Annotated in this window: 14 protein-coding genes; 4 read left to right on the forward strand and 10 right to left on the reverse strand. The window is 73.2% G+C overall.

What is annotated here, in order from left to right; translation table 11 throughout:
• Positions 1-13: 13 nt before the first annotated feature.
• Positions 14-994, forward strand: a complete 981-nt coding sequence (locus A5481_RS17810) for a right-handed parallel beta-helix repeat-containing protein (RefSeq protein WP_048433654.1) — start codon at positions 14-16, stop codon at positions 992-994.
• Between the two features lie 147 nt (positions 995-1,141).
• Here the strand turns inward: A5481_RS17810 and A5481_RS17815 are convergent, their stop codons facing one another.
• The 5 genes from A5481_RS17815 to A5481_RS33665 form a co-directional block, all read right to left on the reverse strand.
• Entirely contained in the window at positions 1,142-3,574 is a 2,433-nt protein-coding gene (locus A5481_RS17815; protein ID WP_053082341.1) for a putative bifunctional diguanylate cyclase/phosphodiesterase, read from the reverse strand.
• A gap of 79 nt (positions 3,575-3,653) precedes the next feature.
• Positions 3,654-4,214, reverse strand: coding sequence for a porin family protein (locus A5481_RS17820; protein WP_048433655.1), 561 nt, complete (start codon positions 4,212-4,214; stop codon positions 3,654-3,656).
• 27 nt (positions 4,215-4,241) lie between these two features.
• Positions 4,242-5,636: a TonB-dependent receptor plug domain-containing protein gene (locus A5481_RS17825; RefSeq protein WP_048433656.1), complete on the reverse strand. Its 1,395-nt coding sequence runs from the start codon at positions 5,634-5,636 to the stop codon at positions 4,242-4,244.
• A complete protein-coding gene (locus A5481_RS17830; RefSeq protein WP_197514211.1) occupies positions 5,633-6,316 on the reverse strand; it encodes a hypothetical protein in 684 nt (227 codons plus the stop codon). The genes A5481_RS17825 and A5481_RS17830 overlap by 4 nt, the downstream gene beginning before the upstream one ends.
• Positions 6,317-6,816: 500 nt before the next feature.
• Positions 6,817-7,002 carry a hypothetical protein gene (locus tag A5481_RS33665; protein ID WP_156311811.1) on the reverse strand — a complete coding sequence of 62 codons (186 nt, stop codon included), beginning with the start codon at positions 7,000-7,002 and terminating at the stop codon, positions 6,817-6,819.
• A gap of 54 nt (positions 7,003-7,056) precedes the next feature.
• Between A5481_RS33665 and A5481_RS17835 the strand changes: the two genes are divergently transcribed.
• Complete coding sequence (locus tag A5481_RS17835; RefSeq protein WP_053082342.1) at positions 7,057-7,713, forward strand: response regulator; 657 nt, start codon at positions 7,057-7,059, stop codon at positions 7,711-7,713.
• A gap of 24 nt (positions 7,714-7,737) precedes the next feature.
• Here A5481_RS17835 and A5481_RS17840 read toward each other — a convergent pair whose 3' ends face one another.
• From A5481_RS17840 to A5481_RS17850, 3 genes are all read right to left on the reverse strand, one after another.
• The gene (locus tag A5481_RS17840) at positions 7,738-10,563 is read right to left on the reverse strand and encodes a hybrid sensor histidine kinase/response regulator (RefSeq protein WP_082173083.1); all 2,826 of its coding nucleotides are present in this window, start codon (positions 10,561-10,563) and stop codon (positions 7,738-7,740) included.
• A 151-nt stretch (positions 10,564-10,714) separates the two neighbouring features.
• Complete coding sequence (locus A5481_RS17845; protein ID WP_048433659.1) at positions 10,715-11,911, reverse strand: DUF2252 family protein; 1,197 nt, start codon at positions 11,909-11,911, stop codon at positions 10,715-10,717.
• A gap of 213 nt (positions 11,912-12,124) precedes the next feature.
• Positions 12,125-14,446, reverse strand: a complete 2,322-nt coding sequence (locus tag A5481_RS17850; protein ID WP_425339732.1) for a CHASE domain-containing protein — start codon at positions 14,444-14,446, stop codon at positions 12,125-12,127.
• A gap of 261 nt (positions 14,447-14,707) precedes the next feature.
• On the opposite strand from A5481_RS17850, the gene A5481_RS33670 reads away from it, so the two are divergent.
• Complete coding sequence (locus tag A5481_RS33670) at positions 14,708-14,866, forward strand: DUF3309 family protein (RefSeq protein ID WP_091883624.1); 159 nt, start codon at positions 14,708-14,710, stop codon at positions 14,864-14,866.
• 140 nt (positions 14,867-15,006) lie between these two features.
• Positions 15,007-16,050, forward strand: a complete 1,044-nt coding sequence (locus tag A5481_RS17855) for an ABC transporter substrate-binding protein (protein WP_048433660.1) — start codon at positions 15,007-15,009, stop codon at positions 16,048-16,050.
• Positions 16,051-16,180: 130 nt separating this feature from the next.
• On the opposite strand, the gene A5481_RS17860 is transcribed toward A5481_RS17855, so the two are convergent.
• Both A5481_RS17860 and A5481_RS17865 read right to left on the reverse strand, forming a co-directional pair.
• Positions 16,181-17,911: a cache domain-containing protein gene (locus A5481_RS17860; RefSeq protein WP_048433661.1), complete on the reverse strand. Its 1,731-nt coding sequence runs from the start codon at positions 17,909-17,911 to the stop codon at positions 16,181-16,183.
• A 31-nt stretch (positions 17,912-17,942) separates the two neighbouring features.
• Positions 17,943-18,647 carry an SCO family protein gene (locus tag A5481_RS17865; protein WP_048433673.1) on the reverse strand — a complete coding sequence of 235 codons (705 nt, stop codon included), beginning with the start codon at positions 18,645-18,647 and terminating at the stop codon, positions 17,943-17,945.
• Positions 18,648-18,649: the final 2 nt, after the last annotated feature.

The raw sequence follows: 18,649 nt of genomic DNA on the forward strand, positions 1-18,649 counted from the left end.
TGCGCCTGACGCGATGCCGGTCCCGTTCACGACGCCGCCCGATCCGCCGGCCCTGGTGCGCCGGGTCGCGGCCGCGCCCTGCGACGCCGCCTTTCGCGCCCGCCTGCTCGCGCCGCCGGGCGCGGACGGGGACGAGATCTCGCTCACCTGCTCGCTGCGCCTCGCGCCGGACGACCGGGTGCGCAAGCGCCTCGTGATCGAGGGGGCGGCGGCCTCCGGCGTCACCCTCGACTGCGCCGGTGCCAGCCTCGGCGTGCCGGGCGAGCCGGCCCGTCTCGGCGCCTACACGATCGCGATCCGCTCGCGCCCGCCCGCGCGCCCGGGGGAGGGGTGGGACCGCCCCTCCGACGTCCATATCCGCGACTGCACCGTGTACGGCCACGTCCGGATCTGGGGCATGGCCGAGAACGGGCAGGGGCCGATCCTGCGCGATTCCTCCCACAGCCTCGGCCATACCGAGCGTGCGCAGCGCGCAGCACCGACCGGCGTGACGATCACCGGCACGACGATCGTCGCCGCCGGGCCGATCCCGCTCTATCTCGGCCCCGGCGTGACGCGGGTCACCCTGCGGGACTCGCGCCTCACCGGCCGCTCGGTCTCGACGGCGCTCTACCTCGACGCCGAGAGCGCGGAGAACCGCATCGAGGACAACGACCTCGAGACCGAGACCGGGCGCGAGCTCGTCGCCGTCGACGGCTCGGCGCGCAACCACATCACCGGCAACCGCTTCACCCTGCGCGGCCAGGGCGGCGTGCGCCTCTACCGCAATTGCGGCGAGGGCGGCACGGTCCGCCACCAGACCCCGTCCGACAACGTCGTGACCGGAAACCTCTTCCGCACCGGCGGCTTTTTCCAGGCCGCGCCGATCGTGGTGAATTCCCGCAACGGCTGGCGGCTGACCTGCGGCGAGGATGCCGGCTACCCGTTCGGCAGCAGCCTCGACAACCGCGACAACGGCACCGGCAACGTGGTGGCGCCGAACGCGGTGGAGTGAGGCTGCGGCACCTTCGAACTCGTTCGAGGGGGGTGGGCGAGCCCGCACGGTCTCCCCACGCGGCTCCAGGATGACGACGGAGGATTTCGCCTCGGCCGGTTCAAGGGCGGGGCGGCCCGTCGCCGGATCCCGGCCCCGGCGCGTCGATCATGCGACGTTCAAGCGCCGCTGCAGATGGTGCAGTTGGCGATCCTGCGGAGACTCGGATGCACGCGCGCCGGCGAAATCCGTCACGAGCCTGACCGTTTCGGCGTAGTTGGCCGGTCGGTCGAGCAGGAACCCTTGCAGCTCACGGCAGCCCTGCGCGCGCAGGATGTCGAATTGCGCCTCGGTTTCGACGCCTTCGGCGGTCACGCGCAGGGCGAGTTCGCGGCTCATCGACATGATGGCCTGGACGATGACGCGCGCCCGCGGCTCGTGCTCGAGGCGCTGGACGAAGGACCGATCGATCTTCAGCTTGTCGAGCGGGAAGCGGTGCAGGTACGACAGGCTGGAATAGCCGATCCCGAAATCGTCCAGCACGAGGCGAACGCCGAGCCTGCGCATGGCATGCAGGATCTGCATGGACTTCTCGGTGTTGTCGAGGAGGACGCCCTCGGTGATCTCGAGCTCGAGCCGTTCGGGTGCGAGGCCCGACGTCGCCAGCGCGCCCTCGATCACGGACAGCAGATTGCCGCGCAGGAACTGGGCCGGCGACAGGTTCACGGCGATCCGGCAATCCGCCGGCCAGGCCGCGGCAGCCTGGCAGGCCGTATCGAGCACCCATTTGCCCAGCCCGACGATGAGGCCGCTGCGCTCGGCCAGCGGGATGAAGTCGGCCGGCGAGATCATCCCGCGCACGGGGTGACGCCAGCGCACCAGCGCCTCGAACGCGATGAGGCGACGGGTCTCGTCGAACAGGGGCTGGTAGTGCAGTTCGAGTTCCTCGCCTTCGATGGCGCTGCGCAGGTCCTGCTCGAGGGCGCGCTGCTCGCCCAGGGCCTCGTCCATGCCGACCTGGAAGTGGCAGTACCAGCCGCGTCCGTCGTCCTTCGCCTTGTAGAGCGCGATGTCGGCGTTCTTGAGCAGGTCCGCCCCCCGTCCGCCGTGCTCCGGTGACCGGGCGATGCCGATGCTGGTGCCGACCGAGACGATCTGGCTGTCGAGGGTGAAGCTCTCGGTCAACCCGTCGATGATGCGCCGGGCGAGCGCGGTGGCCGAATCCTCGAGACCCGGTTCGACGCGATGCACGATCACGAACTCGTCGCCGCCGATCCGGGCGACGAAGTCTCCCGCGTGGCAGGCCGCCCGCAGCCGGTCGGCGACCTGGCGCAAGAGCTGGTCGCCGGCGGCGTGGCCGAGCGTGTCGTTGACGAGCTTGAACCCGTCGAGATCGAGGCACAGCACGCCGATCGATCCGCCCGTGCGATCCGCTGCCCGCAGGGCGGCGTCGAGGTGCTCGCCCAACGCCGCCCGGTTGGGCAGCTCCGTCAGCATGTCGTGGTGGGCCATGAAGTAGATGCGCTGCTCGGACGCCTTGCGCTCGCGCACGTCCCGCAGGGCCGTGACCACGGCCGGCTCGTTGCCGAAGCTGATCGGGCGAGAGAGAAGCTCGACGGGCAGCGTCTCGCCGTCCACCGCCGTGACCGTCGCCTCGATCGGCAGGCCGGCCTTCGCCGCGACGCTGAGGGCCAGCGCCTCGGCGTCGACGAAGCGCGACAGGCGATGCTCGCCCAGGTTCGACGGGTCGAGGCCGAGCAGCGCCGTCAGCCGCTCGTTGCCGTCCAGGATCCGGTCGTCGCGGTGGATGACGATCCCCTCGAAGGTGCTGTCGGCGAGCTGGCGCATGCGGGCCGCCTCGAGGCGGTCGCGGGCCGCGACCCGGTTGTCGACGAGCGAGCCGAACAGGCTGAGCACCAGGACGGCGCCGGCTTCGGCCGCCACGATGATGAAGATCGGCGCGGTCGAGAGGTCGTCGGGGCGTGCGATCGCGGTGAGCCACTCCTCCAGGGGCAGGATCGCAGCGAGCGACCCGACGGCCAGGATCGTGACGGCGACGCCGACCAGGGCCGTGCCGAGGAGGGCGCGGCGCCGGCCGCCCCTCCCGGTGCCCTCCCAGAGGGCGAAGCTCCACAGGGCCGCGCCCAGCACCATCGCGATCATCACGGCGGTGAGGTCGTAGGACAGCGCGCAGGGGCGCACGAGGCCCGCCATCGCGGTGAACAGCATGCAGGAGGTCCCCGAGGACAGCACCGAGCCGGCGAGCATGCCGTTGCGGGCGGTCCGGGTACCGCGCAGCTGGAGCAGGCCGGCGGCGGCCGCGGTCGCGAAGGAGAGCGCCAGGGCCGGCCCCATCCAGGTCAGGGGGACGGCGACCGTGAGCTGGGGGAAGCTGCCGCGCAGGGCCAGGGTGAAGGCGAGCCAGGACGTGCCCGTCACGGAGGCGGCGAACGCGCCGATGCGCATCCAGAGCGGCCAGGCACGGGTGCGTCCGCCCAGGGTGAGGCTGGCGAGCAGGCCGCCGGCCATCGCCGCCAGGGCGACGAGGAGGAGAGACGCGGGCTCGCGGTGGTTGAGCAGAGCCGCGAGGAGGTGATGCATAGGACCGGCCTGACCTCGAGAGATGCGACGAACGGCACTGGATGGGTTCGGGCGACGCCCCCGTGCGGGCGCAACGTCGTTAGAATTGGGCCTGGACGCCGCCGAACACCCGGCGCTCGGTGGCGACGCCGGCCGTCTGCGTCTGGAACTGGCGGTTGATCTGCTCGGCGGTGAGGGAGACGACGACCGAGTCCGTCAGGCGGTAGGCGAGGCGGAGGTTGGCGGTCACGAAATTCGGGACGACCACCGGGAGTGCCGCCAGGAGGGTCGCGTCGAACCGGTAATCCTGGTAGCGCGATTGCCAGCGCAGCTGCGCGTCGATGTCGAACCGCTCCCAGGTCCATCCGGCGCCGGCGATCACCGCATGCACCGGGGTCTGGCGCTCGTAGTTCACCGAGGGGGCGGCCAGGAGCACGGGGGCCGGGGTACGGTCGTGGACCGCGGCGAGGGCGTAGCTCGCGTTCCAGCGGAACCCGTCCGCCGCCCCGCGCAGGCCGATCTCGGCCCCGACCTGCTCGCTGCCCTTGAAGTTGCGCGCCAGCGCCGCGGGCTGCCCGGTGGGGAGGATGGTGAGCCCAGACCCGAACGGCGAGCCGAGCGTCGTGTCGGTCTCCTGCCGGAACACGGCGGCGCGCAGCACCGACGAGAGGGCCGGCAGGGCCCGGTCTTAGGCGATCTCGGCATTGGTCACCGCCGAGGGCCGGAGCCCCGGATCGCCGGCGATGACGAGCGGGCCGATACTCGCCGTGAAGCCGAAGTTCAGCAGGCTCGGAAGCTGGACGGCCCGCCCCGCGGTGAGCCGGACCGTGTCGAGCTCGGTGGCGCGATAGACGACGCCGCTGTTGAAGCTCGGTTCGACCAGCGTGACGTCGCGGTAGAGCGGCCCGACGCCCGGGATCGTGACTTGCGGCCCGTCATGCTTGAGCGACAGGGCGTCGACACGGACCGCGTTGGTGAGCGACAGGTCGGGCAGGATCTGCCACTCCCACATCGCCGACCCGGCGCCGATCTGGTAGCCCAGCGTCCCGCTGAAGCTGCGGTTCGACGCGATCGTGTTGTTGCGGTATTCCGCGCCGATGCGGAAGGTGTGGTCCGCCCCCCATTTGAAGACGTCGCTCGCCTGCACGACCGACACGTCCTGCCGCCACGACTGGGGGCTGATCCCCGCGACCTGCAGGTTGTTCCGGTTGTGATAGGCGTCGAGCTGCAGCAGGCCGAGCTCGGTATCGACCGACAGCTTAGAGCGCAGGCTGGCATTGTCGTTCGACAGCGGCTGGTACAGGCCGATATCCGAGTAGGTGGCGGTCGTGAGCGAGCCGGCGGAGCCCGACAGCGTCCACTCGATACCCGGCGCGAGGCGGGCGCGCAGATCCAGCGCCGCCGTGCCGCTGCGCGGCTGGTCGGTGACGCCGGGCGGCAGGCCGCGGAACTCGTCGCCGCGAAAGCCCTTGGCCGAGAGGCGCACGCCGACGGCATCGGGCGTCTGACCCGTGGCGACGACCTCGCCGTAGGCCTGGTTCTGGGTGCCGCCGGCGGTCCGGGCCGTGTTCTGCCGGTCGCGCAGCGGATCGTAGGTGACGATGTTGATGACGCCGGAGACCGCGTTGAAGCCGTAGAGCGCGGCGCTCGGCCCCTTGATGATCTCGATCTGGCGGATCTCGCTCAGGGCCACCGGGATCAGCGGCCAGGCGGTCGTCCCGTAATCGTCGGAATAGACCTGGCGCCCGTCGAGCAGGACGAGGACGCGGGGATTGAGCGCGGTGTTGTAGCCGCGGATGCCGACGGCGAAGTTGAGCTGGCCGTAGCGTCGGACGTCGAGCCCCGTGACGAAGCGCAGGACCTCCGGGATCGAGATCGCGCCCGAGCGCCGGATCTGGTCGGCCGTCACGATCTCGAGGTTGGCCGGCACGTCGCTCGCCCGCTGCGGCTTGCCCGTCACCGATGTCGTCACCGGCTCGCCCAGCATCTGCTCGGCGGCCGTGTAGTCGATCGTCTGTCCCCGCGCCGAGGCGGCGGACAGGATCAGGAAAGGCAGCGTCGCTGCCAGCTTGCGCGCCTTCATACTTCACGGACCATCATGATGAACGCAGTGGCGAACCGGATGCCGGCCGCGGCGGCGTTGGCGCTGCTGTAGGCGATGCTGATGCTCGGGTTCGAACGGAAGCCGACGGTGCAGGCGCCGTGCGCGACCTGCTCGATCTGACGGGTGATGCAGGGGATCTGGTGCTGGCGGACGGCGGCCCGGACGATGCCGGTGTCGACGGCGGCCGCGGTCAGGATCGCCGCATAGCCCGAGGCGCCGCCGAGGCGCCCCTGCTCGATCAGGAGCGGGCGCAGGATCAGGTTGCCGACCGCGACCCCGCTCCCCATCAGCTCGGCGAAGGCCTGCGCCTCGCCGAGCGACTGGGCATCGGTCGGGTTGTAGACGATGGCGATCGGCGCCGCGCCGGAGCCCTGCGCCTCACGGAACGAGAGAATCCGCCCGAGGATCTGGAGGTCCTGCCGGGACGGCGGCGGGAGCCCGCCGGCTCCGGCGGCCTGGAACAGGCAGCAGAGCGGCAGCGCCAATGCCACGCCGACCGGCCTTCCCTTGAACATGGCACGGATGGACATCATGCTATCGGCAGCTTCCTTTGAGTTATCCTGCGTCACAATGATTTCGCAGGCATTAATCCGCAGAGGCAGGCCGACATCAGCGGACAAATTCCGTAGCGATCGACGTATTTTCGAGACGCTGCTCACGATGGTCCGATGCGCCTGACCAGGGACGGCGCTCCGAAACTGAGCATTGGCGGCGATCTGAGCCCGCCCTGGCGCGTGAAAGTTTTCTTGTGAAAAGTAAATCCACCAACTATGTGGGTTTCGATGAATGAATCCCGATGCCATGCGAGCGCGGCGGACTCCCAGTCACGACGCTCGTCGCCTGACTCTGATGATGATCCCGTCGCGGCGTTCGAGATCGGCGACGGGGACGATCTCGACGTTGGACCTCGCGGCGCGGACCAGTTGCCGCGGCGATCCGCGCGGCCGGTTTAATGGGTCGTGACGCAGGGGCACATCGCGACGACGAACGGGTTCCTTGTCGTCGGTAAGATGAATGACCCAAGCGCGAGGACGAGCACATCACCGATCGCGTCATGGTCTCGCCTGCCGCCGCCGCTCCACGCGGAGGCCCGGGCGCGAATCGGCCCTCTACCGGCTCGGCCCCGGACCTCCGCGGGGGATCGTCGATCGGGCTCGCCCTACGGCCCGGAGACCCGCACCGCGAGGCTCACGATCGCCAGCGGCCTCTGCACCGGCCGCAGGCGCGCGAAGAACAGCGGCGTCTCGCCGCGCCGGGCGGCGACCGGGTCGAGCACCGCGACGAGGCCGAATCCGGCGATCAGGAGCACGGCGGCGATGGCCGGGCGCTCCAGCGCCGCACTCACGAGGGCGGCGACAGCGCGGACGAACAGGGCCAGCGGGCCTCGCGCCGGGCGGCTATGTCTGCCTGTCGGTCGGCGATACCGGCACGGGGATGGGCGAGGCGGCCCTTCGCCAGGGCGGCGGAACCGTTCCTCACCACCAAGGGCGTCGGCACGGGCACCGGCCCCGGCCTGTCGATGATCCACGGCTTCGCCGAGCCGTCGGGCGGGCGCCTGCGGCTCCGCAGCGCGCCGGGAGAGGGCACCAGCGCCGAGATCTGGCTGCCGGTCGCCGGGGCAGGCCTGCCGTTGGGCGAGGTCGCGGCGCGGCCGCCCGAGCCTCCGGTGCTCCCGGCCATGACCATCCAGATGGTGGACGACGATCCCCTCGTGCCGATGAACGGTACGGCGTTGCTGGAGGATCTCGGCCACGCCGTGGTCGAGGCCGCGTCGGGCGCGCAGGCCCTGCAGGTGCTGCGCGAAGCCGCCATCGACCTGATGATCGCCGACCGGGCGATGCCCGGCATGACCGGCGCCCGGCTGATCGAGGCCGTCCGGGCCGAGCGGCCGGGATTGCCGGTCGTCCTCGCCAGCGGGTTCGCCGACCTGCCGGAGGGGAGGCTCGCCGGGATCGTGCGCCTCGCCAGCCTCTTCGGGCAGGACGACCTCGCCCGCGCCCTCGCGGCGAGCCTCGACCTCGCGGCGCGCCTTGTCGCGAACCCGGGCGGGGCGTGACGGCCGCTGCCGGCGGCGCGGGCATCAGCCCGCCGCCAGCTGCGCCAGGCTCGCGGCGAGGTCGGCCTTGCGGAACGGCTTGACGAGCCGCGGCAGGTCGGCGGCGACGCCCTCGCTCTCGGCGTAGCCCGAGACCAGCAGCACCGGCACGCCGGGCCGGGCGGTGCGCAGGGCCCGGGCGAGGTCGGTCCCGGTGATGCCCGGCATCAGGTGGTCGGTCACCAGGAGGTCGAAGGGCTCGCCGCGGGCGACGAGGCGCATCGCCTCCTCGCCGGAGCCCGCCTCGATCACCGTGTAGCCGAGGTCCTCCAGCATGTCGGCCGTGCTCATGCGGACGAGGTCCTCGTCGTCGACGAGGAGCGCGGTCCGGCGCGCGGGCGGCGCGTCGGGGGCCTCGACCCCGGTCTCCGGCTGGTCCGGCGCCGCGTCGCTCAAGGGAAGCCACAGCTCGACATGGGTGCCGAGGCCCGGCCGGCTGCGCATGGTGAGGGCGCCGCCGAGCTGCGAGGCGAGGCCGTGCACCATCGACAGGCCGAGGCCCGTGCCCTTGCCGATGCCCTTGGTCGAGAAGAACGGCTCGACCGCCCGCGCGAGCGTCGCCTCGTCCATGCCCGTGCCGGTATCGGCGACCGACAGCCGGATGTAGGGGCCGGGCCGGAGCGTCGCCCGGTGGCCGGCCTCCACGGCCTCGACGCCCGCCGAGATGCGCAGGGTCCCGCCCTCCGGCATCGCGTCGCGCGCGTTCACGCTGAGGTTGAGAAGCGCCATCTCGAGCTGGTTCAGGTCGCCCATCGCCGGCGGCAGCCCCTCCGGCACCTCGACGACGACCCGGATCTGCGGGCCGGTCGTGCTCGCGACGAGGTCGCCCATGCCGGTCACCAGCCGGGCGACGTCGACGGCCCGGGCCTGGAGCGGCTGGCGCCGGGCGAAGGCGAGGAGCCGCTGCACCAGGGTCTTGGCGCGATCGGCCGACTGCACCGCGCCGGCGATCAGGCGCTGCTCGCGCTCGCCGCCCACGCCCCGGCGCTGGAGCAGGTCGAGGGAGCCGACGATCGGGGTGAGGAGGTTGTTGAAGTCGTGGGCGACGCCGCCGGTGAGCTGGCCCATCGCCTCCATCTTCTGCGACTGGCGCAACGCCTCCTGCGCCGCCTCGAGCGCGGCCCGTGCGGCCTTCTCCTCGGTGACGTCGCGGGTCACCGCGTAGAGCTTGCCGCCCTCGGGCACCGCCACCCAGGACAGCCAGTGCCACGCGCCGTCCCGGGCGCGGTAGCGGTTCTCGAAGCGCAGGACCGGGTCGCCGCGCCGCACCTGCGCGAAGGCCGCGTCGCTCGCGCCAGCATCGTCCGGATGCACGAACCCGGCGTAGGAGCGGCCCTCGATCTCGCCGGTCGCCCAGCCGAGCGCCGCGCTCCAGGCCGGGTTGACCGCGTCGAAGGTCGCCGTCGCCAGGTCGATGACCGACAGGAGGTCGAGGCTGTGGCGCCAGATCATGCCGCGCTCGCGGGTGCGCTCACCCACCTCCCGCTCGAGATCGGCGTTGAGCGCCCGCAGGGCCGTCTCGGCGAGCTTGCGGTCGTGGATGTCGACCGAGGCGCCGAACCAGTGCAGGACCGCGCCGCCGGCCGGGTCGCGGTAGGGCTCGGCGCGCACCAGGAACCAGCGGTAATCGCCGCCGGCCGAGCGGATGCGGTGCTCGACCAGGAAGGTGCCGCCGGAGCGCCGCGCCGCCTCGAACGCCGCCATCGTCGGCGCGACGTCGTCCGGATGGACGTGGGCGTCGGCGATCCCGGCAGCGGTCGCCGGCTCGTGCGGGGCGCCGGTATAGGCGGTCCATTGCCGGTTGAAGAACGCGACGCGGCCCTCGGCGTCGGTGATCCAGACGATCTGCGGCACCGCGTCGGCCATCAGCCGGAAGCGCGCCTCGCTGGCGCGCAGGCGCTCCTCGACGGCGAGCCGCTCGGTGAGGTCGACGGTCGCGACGAGCAGGTTGCCGGGCTCTCCCGACGCGAGGTTCAGGCGGGTGACGCGGCTGTTGGCCCAGACGATGCTGCCGTCCGGGCGCCGGTAGCGCTTGTCGAGGGAGGCGGTGCCGCCGGTCCGGATCGACCGCACCAGCGCGTCGCGGCTCGGCCGCACGTCGGCGGGATGGGTCACGTCGGCGATGGTGAAGGACAGGAGGTCGTCGGCGGTCCGCCCGAGGATGCGGCACAGCTCCTCGTTCACCCGCAGGAAACGGCCGTCGAGGCCGACCTCCGACAGGCCGACCGTCGCCCCGGCGAAGATGGCGGACAGCCGCGCCTCGCCGCCCCTCAGCTCGCGCTCGGCCGCGACGCGGCCGGTGGTCTCGGCCAGCACGCACAGCACGCCCGCCGGCCGGCCGCTCTCGTCGAGCACCGGCGAGTAGTCGAGGTTCATCCAGACCTGCTCGGGGCGCCCGTACCGGTAGAGCGTCAGCTCCTGGTCCCGGTACGACAGCGTCCCGCCGGACAGGCCGACCCGCATCACGCGGTCGTTGAAGTCGGCGACCTCGGGCCAGCCCTCCCGCACCCGCGAGCCGAGGAGCGCGGGGTGCCGCCCGCCGGCGAAGACCGAATAGGCGTCGTTGTAGAGCATGATGCCGTCCTCGCCCCACAGCATCACCATCGGGACCGGCGAGCGCAGCAGCAGCAGGGTCGCGGTCCGCAGGCTCTGCGGCCAGCCCGCGAGCGGGCCGAGCGCCGTGCCCGACCAGTCGCGCCCCGCGACGAGGCGGCCGCAGGCGCCGGCCGCCGCCAGGTTCGCCTCGAAGGTCAGGGTCGTCCCGAGGATCGGGTTCGCCGCGACGGGTCGGGCCCGGGTATCGGCCGGCATCGTTCCTCTCTCCGGACGCCGCGAGCGGACGTCGACCCATCCCCGCGGGACCGCTCGCGCCGACCGCCCGCGGCGACGCCGCGCATAAGCTCCTCCCCAGTATACGATTCCGCTGGGTCAGTCACGTCCCGGGACGCTCGCAAGGCGCGCGTCAGGCGGCCTGCCGGTCGGCGTAGAGGCGGCAATGCTGCAGGTAGCCGACCTCGTGACGGCCGGCGAGCTCGACCACGCTCGACCACAGCCAGGACGGCGCTCCCGCGCAGCCGGCCGCGACCTCGGCCCGCCACGCCGCGCGCACCGTCCCGTCCATCTGCCGGCCATGGGCCTGGCCGACCACGTAGGCGAGGTAGTGGGCGGCGCGCACCGCCTCCTCGCGGCTGAACTGGTCGACGTCGAGCTTCAGGTCCTGGGGCGCGAGCTCGCGCATCACCACCGGCTTGCCGAGGAGGCGCACCGGCAGCATCCGCTCGCCGAGATTGGGCGAGAGCGCCCGCGCCCCGGCGACGACGCGGGCGGCGGCGTCCGGCGGCATCTCCGCGCCCGGGGCGGCGGGTGCCGCCGAGGCGACCGCCTCCTTGAGGTCGATGAGCGCGAGCCGGCCGCGGTCCTGCGGCTCCTCGATCCGCACCAGCGCGGCGTAGCGCAGGAAGCCGAGCGAGCTGCAGCCCTTCATCCAGTAGGCGGCGTCGATCAGGCGGATGTCCTGCACCGCGTCGCGGCCGTTCAGGGCGCGCACGAGGCCGCGCACGTCCTCCTCGCCGAACAGCGCGTGCAGGGCGTCGCGCTCGGCCGCGTCGAGGGCCCAGAACTTGCGGCCGAGCGGGATCCGGGGCTCGACGTCCTTCAGGCGCTCGCGGGCGAGGTGCTTCCAGTGCCGGCCGAGCGCGCGGCGCCGCACGGTGTGCACCACCTCCGGCTCCGGCGGAGCGGCGTCGCCGTCCGGCCCGTCGAGGCCCTGGACGTAGCCGTGGATCATCTCCTCCAGCATCCGCGCGGTGACGACGCCCGGCAGGTCGGAGCCACGGGCGGCGCTCGCCAGCGACAGGCCGAGGCGCACGAGGTCGTGGGTCGGGTTGCCGATCACCGTCTGGTCGAGGTCGCGGATCTGGATGTCGACCCGCCCGTCGGCATCGGCGAGGGGGCCGAGATTGCCGAGATGGCAGTCGCCGCAGATCCAGACCGGCGGGCCCTCCGGCAGGGTGCCGCGGGCAAGCCCGTCGAGCCACTCGTAGAATTGCAGGGTGTTGCCGCGGACATAGGCATGGGCGGAGCGGGCCATCTTCAGGGTCCGCTGACGTTCCAGGACGGCCGCACGGTCCTTCGGGCCGAGGATGAGGGTCTCGCGCATTCCACCACCTGCATCGCCGCGGCCGCAGACTCGACATCCGGTTCGATATGGCCGCGCTTCTCAACGCGCGAGAACGGATCGGCACCGCGCGTCGTTTCGTCTCCGCTGTGGATGACGCGGACCGGTCGTTCGTGCAGGGAAGCGACGGCGCCGGTCGTGCGTCCCGTCCATGCGGGATGACGATCGTCCGGGCGGTGCCGCGAGGCCGGGGCTTCAGGGCGCGATCATCTCGCGGATGCGGGCGGCCAGGGCATCGACCGCGAACGGCTTGGTCAGGACCGCCATGCCGGGTTCGAGCCGGCCGTCGCCGAACAGGGCGGCCTCCGCGAAGCCGGTGATGAACAGCACCTTGAGATCCGGGCGCGTCACCCGGGCGGCATCCGCCATCTGGCGGCCGTTCATGCCGCCGGGCAGGCCGACATCCGTCACCAGCAGGTCGACGCGGGCGTCCGACTGGAGCACCCGCAGGCCCCCCGCGCCGTCCGCGGCCTCGACCGCGGTGTAGCCGAGGTCGTTCAGCACGTCGGTCACGAGCATCCGCACGGTCGGCTCGTCGTCGACGATCAGCACGGTCTCGCCCGCCCCGGCCTGGGCCGGCGGACGCCTCTCGGCATCGAGCCCGCCGACCTCCGCCTCGCCCCGGTGCCGCGGCAGGGTGAGGCAGACGGTGGTGCCGGCCCCGACCACGGAGCGGATCCGCACCTGCCCGCCCGACTGCTTGGCGAAGCCGTAGATCATCGACAGGCCCAGGCCCGTGCCCTCGCCCATCGGCTTGGTGGTGAAGAACGGGTCGAACGCCCGGGCGACGACCTCCGGGGGCATGCCGGTGCCGGTATCGGACACGCACAGCGCCAGGTACTGCCCCTCCGGCATGTCCTGCGCCTCGGCCTGCGCACGGTCGATCCAGCGGTTCTCCGTCTCGATGACGATCCGGCCGCCGTCGGGCATCGCGTCCCGCGCGTTGATGCAGAGGTTCAGGAGCGCGTTCTCGAGCTGCGAGGGATCGACCAGGGCGGGCCAGAGGTCGTCGGCCCCCCGGTGCCGCAGGTCGATGCCCGGGCCGACGGTGCGCTGGATCAGGTCGAGCATCCCGTCGACCAGCCGGTTCGCGTCGACGGCCTTGGGGGCCAGCGTCTGGCGGCGCGAGAAGGCGAGGAGCCGGTGGGTCAGCGCCGCCGCCCGCTTCGAGGCGCCCTGCGCGGCGGCGATGTACTTCGCGACGTCCTTGGAGCGGCCCTGGCCGATGCGGGTCTCGATCAGCTCGAGCGAGCCGGAGATGCCGGCGAGCAGGTTGTTGAAGTCGTGGGCGAGCCCGCCGGTGAGCTGGCCCACCGCCTCCATCTTCTGCGACTGGCGCAAGACCTCCTCCATGCGGGCGCGGTCCTCGCCGGCCTGCCGCAGGCTCTCGGCCGCCTCCCGCAGGTCGCGCGTCCGCTCCTCGACCCGGGCCTCCAGCGAGGCGTTGAGCCGGCGGATCTCGTCCTGCGTGCGGCGCTGCCGGAACGCCGCGAAGGCGAGAAGGGCGGTGGCCAGCAGGCCGCCGCCGCAGACGAGCCCGATCTCCGGCAGGGCCGAGGCGCGCCGCGGCGAGAGGCGCTGCTCGAACTGCACGGTCCAGGTCCGGCCGCCCAGCTCGAGCGTCGCCTCGCGCGTCAGCCGGCCGGGCACGCTGTGCGGGGTCCGGGCGGAGCGGTGCAGCAGCGTCGCCGCGCCCGGGGCGCCGTCGTAGATCGCGTAGGCGGCGTCCTCCTCGGCCTCGGCGGCCACGATGCTGTTGAACAGGTCGTCGGCCCGGAAGGCCCCGAAGACGAAGCCGAGATACCGCCGCCGCCGCTCGTCGAGGTCGGCGGGCACGGCGCCGCCGGCATAGACCGGCATGGCGACGAGGAAGCCGGCCTGCTTGTTCGCGTCGATCTCCTGGACGAGCTGGATCCGCGCCGAGGCGGCCGGAAGGCCGGTGTCGCGGGCGCGCTCGACCATGTCGCGCCGGACCGGGTCGGACATCACGTCGTAGCCGATGGCGGCCTGGTTGCGCGGGTTCGGCGGCTCGGCGAACAGGACCGGGCTGAGCACCGGGTTGTCGGTCGGCGGCCGCACGCGGAAGTCCGGCACGCCCAGAGCCGCCGCCTTCGCGGCGAAACGCTCGCGGTCCGAGGCCGGGACGGCCGGGGTGAAGCCGATGCCGAGGAAGCCGGGATACAGGGCCTGGAACTCGATCCGCTGCACGTAGGCCCGGAACTGGGCCAGCGTGACGGTGTCGCCGTCGGCGGCGAACAGGCCGGCGCCGCCGCGCAGGAGCGCGGTGTAGGTGCGGAACTGGTCCTCGACCGTGCGCAGCTCGATGTCGGTGGCGTGGAGGAAGGTCAGGCGGTCGCGCAGCTCCGCCGACCGCCAGATCAGGGCGGTGCCGAGCGCCGTCGCGAGCAGGCACACGGCCAGGATCGAGTGCGGGATCCAGCGCCAGGCGCGCGGTGCCGTCGGGATCGGGGCCGCCGTCGCCTCGACGCGGTCCTGCTGCAGGGGAAGTTCGTGCAAGGGGAAGAACCGAACGAATGGAGCGGCCCGTCGCGCGGGGCGGATGGCGGCATGCGATACCATGATGACGGTAACGGGGCAGTTCAGCCAACCGTGGCGGCAAGGGACGCGGCCCGCGCCGCCCATCGCCCGGGACGCGGGGTCGCGGGGCCGGCGCTCCCAACCGCGCGCGGTGCGGTTCCGCGGGAATCGCCGCGGAACGAAAGGCGCCATCGCGGCATTCCTCATCCGAGCCAGCTTGGCCTTAAGGACTGCCCGCCCATGACCCTCCTGATCGTCCTCATCCTGCTCATCCTGCTCTTCGGCGGCGGCGGCAGCTTCTACGGCGGCGGCCGCTACCGCACGGGCGGCCTCGGCATCGGCGGCATCCTGCTGATCATCCTGGTCGTGCTCCTGCTCACCGGCCGGATCACCATCTGATCCCGCAGCGCCTTCGAGCGACGTCGTTCGAAGGCGCTGCCCTGGGCCCGCACGGCCGCCGTGCTCGTCGCCTCGGCGCCGGTCGCCGTCCCGGCGAAAGGGGGCTATGCTCCGGGATCGGATCCCCCGGATGCCCTGCGATGACGACGCGCTCGCGATCCGACACGGGAGGCCTCGCCGCCCCGCGGGCGAAGCGCCGGGACGTGCTCGCCTGGCTCGCCGGCGCGGTCGCCGTCCCGCACGCCGCCGGCGCGCAGCCGCGGCCGGCCCTGCCCGTCGCCGGGCCGGTCATCGGCTATCTCGGCCTCGAATCCCCCGAGCCTTACGCCAGCCGGCTCGCCGCCTTCCGGGACGGCCTGGCCGATGCCGGCCTCGTCGAGGGACGCGACGTCGCGATCGATTTCCGCTGGGCCGAGGGGCGCTACGAGCGGCTGCCCGGGCTCGCGCGGGACCTGGTCGAGCGCCGGGTCGCGGTCCTGGCCGCACCCGGGGGGGCGCCGGTCGCGCTCGCCGCGAAGGCGGCCACCGCGACGATCCCGATCGTCTTCGAGATGGGCGGGGATCCCGTCGCGCTCGGGGTCGTGCAGGACCTCGCGCGCCCGCGCGGCAACCTCACGGGGGTGTCGAGCCTCAGCGTGGAGGTGTCGCGCAAGCGGCTGGAATTCCTGCACGAGGCGGTGCCGGCCGCCCGGACCTTCGCGGTGGCGTTCAACCCGACGAGTCCGACCGCGCCCTCGCAGCTGCGATCCCTGCACGAGGCGGCAGACGCCCTCGGCGTGGGCCTGCAAGCCTCGGCGGTCGGCAGCGAGGCGGATTTCGCGCCGATCTTCGCGGGCGCGGCCGCGCAGCGGCCCGGGGGCCTCGTCTTCACCTCCGACCCCTATTTCGCCCTGCGCAGCCGGCTGCTCGCCGACCTCGCGCTCCGCCACGCCCTGCCGGCCGTCACGCAGACGCGGGACTTTCCCCTGGCGGGCGGCCTGATGAGCTATGGCGGCGACTTCACGCAGACCCACCGGCTGGCCGGCCTCTATGCCGGCCGGATCCTCAAGGGCGAGCGGCCCTCCGACCTGCCGGTGCAGCTCGTCACGAAGGTCGAGCTGTTCGTGAACCTCAAGGCCGCCGATGCCCTCGGCGTGACCGTCCCGCCCGGGCTCCTGAGCGCCGCCGACACGGTCCTCGAGTGAGGCCGCCGCGCCTTCGAACGGATCCGTTCGAAGGCGCAGCGCAAGCCCGAACGGGCGTCGGCGCCGGTGCGCCGGACGCCTTGGCATCGACGTGTCGATGCCAGGGCGCGAGGGTATGGGCGCAGCGGGTTCAGCTCCCGTCCGCGACGCCGAAGACCGGCACCTCTCCCCCGAACCCCTTCAGCGGCAGCGCGCCGAGGGCGGCGACCGCGCACCGCCCGCGCACCGCCTCGGCGAGGGTCGCGTCGATCAGGATCTGCGCGTCCGCGGCCGCCGCGCAGAGGCGGGCGGCGAGGTTCACCACCGGCCCGATCGCCGTGTAGTCGGACCGGCCCTCGCAGCCGATCCGCCCCACGGTGGCGGGCCCCATCGCGGCGCCGACGCCGAAGCCGAGGCGAAAGCCCCGGGCGGTCCAGTCCCCGGCGAGAGGACGGACCGCCTCCTGCATGGCGCGGGCGAGCCGCACGGCGGTCGGGCCGGGATCCGGGGTCGGGACGGGGGCGTTCACCAGGGCCATCAGGCCGTCGCCCGTATAGGTGACGAGGGTGGCGCCGTGCGCCGTGATCACGCCGCCCAAGGCCGCGAAATACGCGCCCAGCACCTCGATCACCACCTCGGGCGGGGCGAGCGCCGAGAAGGCCGTGAAGCCGCGCAGGTCGCCGAAGATCACCGCCACGTCGAGGCGTCGCCCGTCGAGCACGCCGTCGTCGCCGCACCGGTCGACCAGCTCGGCGACCTGCGGGGCGAGGAAGCGCCGCAGCCGCGCGATCCGCTCCTGGCGCTCCTGCGACAGGGCGAGCTCGCCCGCCATCGCGTTGAACCGCGCGGCGAGACGGCCGAGCTCGTCCGCCGAGGCGATGGCGATGCGGTGCCGGAAATCCCCCGCCCCGATCCGCTCCGTGCCGTGTTCGAGCAGCCGGATCGGGCCGGTCATGTGGCGGGCCAGCCCGTAGGCGAGGGCGGCGGCGAATACGAGGCCGAGGAGGATCAGCGCGCCGGTGCGCAGGAGCGCCCGCGCGATCGGCCCAAAGGCCTCCGCGGCGGGCTGCATCACCACCACCGTCCAGTCGACGCCCGGGATGGTGGCCGCCGCCGCGATCACGGCGCGGCCGGTGCCGTCCACGCCCGTCGCGGCGCCGCCCGCCGCGCGCACGGTCTCCCGCAGGGTCGCGAGGCGGCGGGCCGCCGGGTCGTCCGCCCCGCGCAGCACGAGGCTGAGATCGGGATGGGCGATGAGCCGGCCCGGCCCGTCGAGGACGAAGGCCTGCCCGGTCGCGCCGACGCGGATGCCCGAGATCACGTCCCGGATCAGCTTGAGGTTGATCTCCGCCAGGACGACGCCGATCGAGGCGCGGTTGCCCGCCAGCGCCACGGTCATGAACGGCTCGGAGCCGCGGTGGTCGATCACCGGGCCGTACCAGGCCCGGGCCGACCGGGCCCCCGCCACCGCCGGATCGCCCGAGAGGTCGGCGCCGCTCCCGGCGCGGTTGAGGGCGACCCGCGAGACCTGAAGCCGCTCGCGGCCGTTCCCGTCGACGAGGGTGAGCTGGGCGATGGCCGGCACCTGCCGCAGCAGGCGCAGGGCGTCGAGCCGCTGGCGCTCCTCGGAGGCCGGGGTCCAGGGCAGCTGCACCATCCAGCCGAGCGGCTCGCGGATCGTGTCGAGGAAGCCCCCGATGCGCAGGGCCGCGTCGCGCGCCTCCAGGCCGAGCAGGGCGTGCAGCTGGGCGCGCCGGTCGCGGTAGCCGAACCACGCCTCCAGGCCGCCATTCGCGAATAGCGGCAGGGCCACCGCCGCGAACAGGACGAGGCAGTACTTCGAGAACAGCGAGCGGCGCGGATCGACCGCGAGCTTGACCATGGCCGTGCGCCCCCGCCCCGACGCCGCCCGCTCAGCGGGCCCGGACATCCCCGCGGCCGGCCTCCTCGATGAGGAGCGTGCGGATGTCGGTGAGGACCAGCGCAGGATCGAAGAGGTCGAGGCTGTAGATGTTGCGCACGAGGCCCCCGGGATCGATCAGGAAGGCGCGGAAGACGTGGTTCAGCCCCCCGCCCGGGCCGGGCTCGACGGGCTGCCCGTAGGCCGCGAGGATCGGCGCGAGCGCGGCCCGGTCGGGCGCCGTGAGGAATTCCCAGGCGGGCGCGGCCGGATCGCTCGAGCGCCACGCGGCGGCGAAGTCCCGCATCACCTCCGGCGTGTCGTGCTCGGGGTCGAAGCTCAGGGAGACGAGGCGCATCCCGCGCGCCGCGGCGGGATCGGCCGCGGCGAGGTCCTGCAGCCGGGCCATGTCGGCGGTTGCGAGCGGGCAGAGGTCGCCGCAGCGGGTGTAGATGAGCGCCAGCACGGTGATGCCGCCCCGGCGATCCCGGTCGAGCAGGTCCCGGCGCCGGCCGGATTCGTCGAGGACGCCGCCGCCCGCCGCCGGCTTGATCGGGGGCAGGCGGTAGCTCCCCGGCGGCGGGACCGGGACGGCCGCCGCGGCGGGCCGGGCTGCATGGCCGTCATGAGCCGAGGCGTCGTGAGCCGAGGTGCCTTGCACGAGGGCCGCGGCACCGACGACCAGCGCCGCAAGGGCGGAGCGCGCGCCGGATCGCATCG

Origin of the sequence: Methylobacterium platani, from assembly GCF_001653715.1 — a bacterium.
GTDB lineage: Bacteria > Pseudomonadota > Alphaproteobacteria > Rhizobiales > Beijerinckiaceae > Methylobacterium > Methylobacterium platani.

Excerpts from the sequence above, each read along its gene's own strand:
- A5481_RS17845 (WP_048433659.1), bottom strand. The coding sequence starts at position 11,911 with ATGCGCGAGACCCTCATCCTCGGCCCGAAGGACCGTGCGGCCGTCCTG.
- A5481_RS17810 (WP_048433654.1), top strand. The coding sequence starts at position 14 with ATGCCGGTCCCGTTCACGACGCCGCCCGATCCGCCGGCCCTGGTGCGC.
- A5481_RS17860 (WP_048433661.1), bottom strand. The coding sequence starts at position 17,911 with ATGGTCAAGCTCGCGGTCGATCCGCGCCGCTCGCTGTTCTCGAAGTAC.
- A5481_RS17815 (WP_053082341.1), bottom strand. The coding sequence starts at position 3,574 with ATGCATCACCTCCTCGCGGCTCTGCTCAACCACCGCGAGCCCGCGTCT.
- A5481_RS17855 (WP_048433660.1), top strand. The coding sequence starts at position 15,007 with ATGACGACGCGCTCGCGATCCGACACGGGAGGCCTCGCCGCCCCGCGG.
- A5481_RS17825 (WP_048433656.1), bottom strand. The coding sequence starts at position 5,636 with ATGAAGGCGCGCAAGCTGGCAGCGACGCTGCCTTTCCTGATCCTGTCC.
- A5481_RS33670 (WP_091883624.1), top strand. The coding sequence starts at position 14,708 with ATGACCCTCCTGATCGTCCTCATCCTGCTCATCCTGCTCTTCGGCGGC.
- A5481_RS17840 (WP_082173083.1), bottom strand. The coding sequence starts at position 10,563 with ATGCCGGCCGATACCCGGGCCCGACCCGTCGCGGCGAACCCGATCCTC.
- A5481_RS17835 (WP_053082342.1), top strand. The coding sequence starts at position 7,057 with ATGTCTGCCTGTCGGTCGGCGATACCGGCACGGGGATGGGCGAGGCGG.
- A5481_RS17865 (WP_048433673.1), bottom strand. The coding sequence starts at position 18,647 with ATGCGATCCGGCGCGCGCTCCGCCCTTGCGGCGCTGGTCGTCGGTGCC.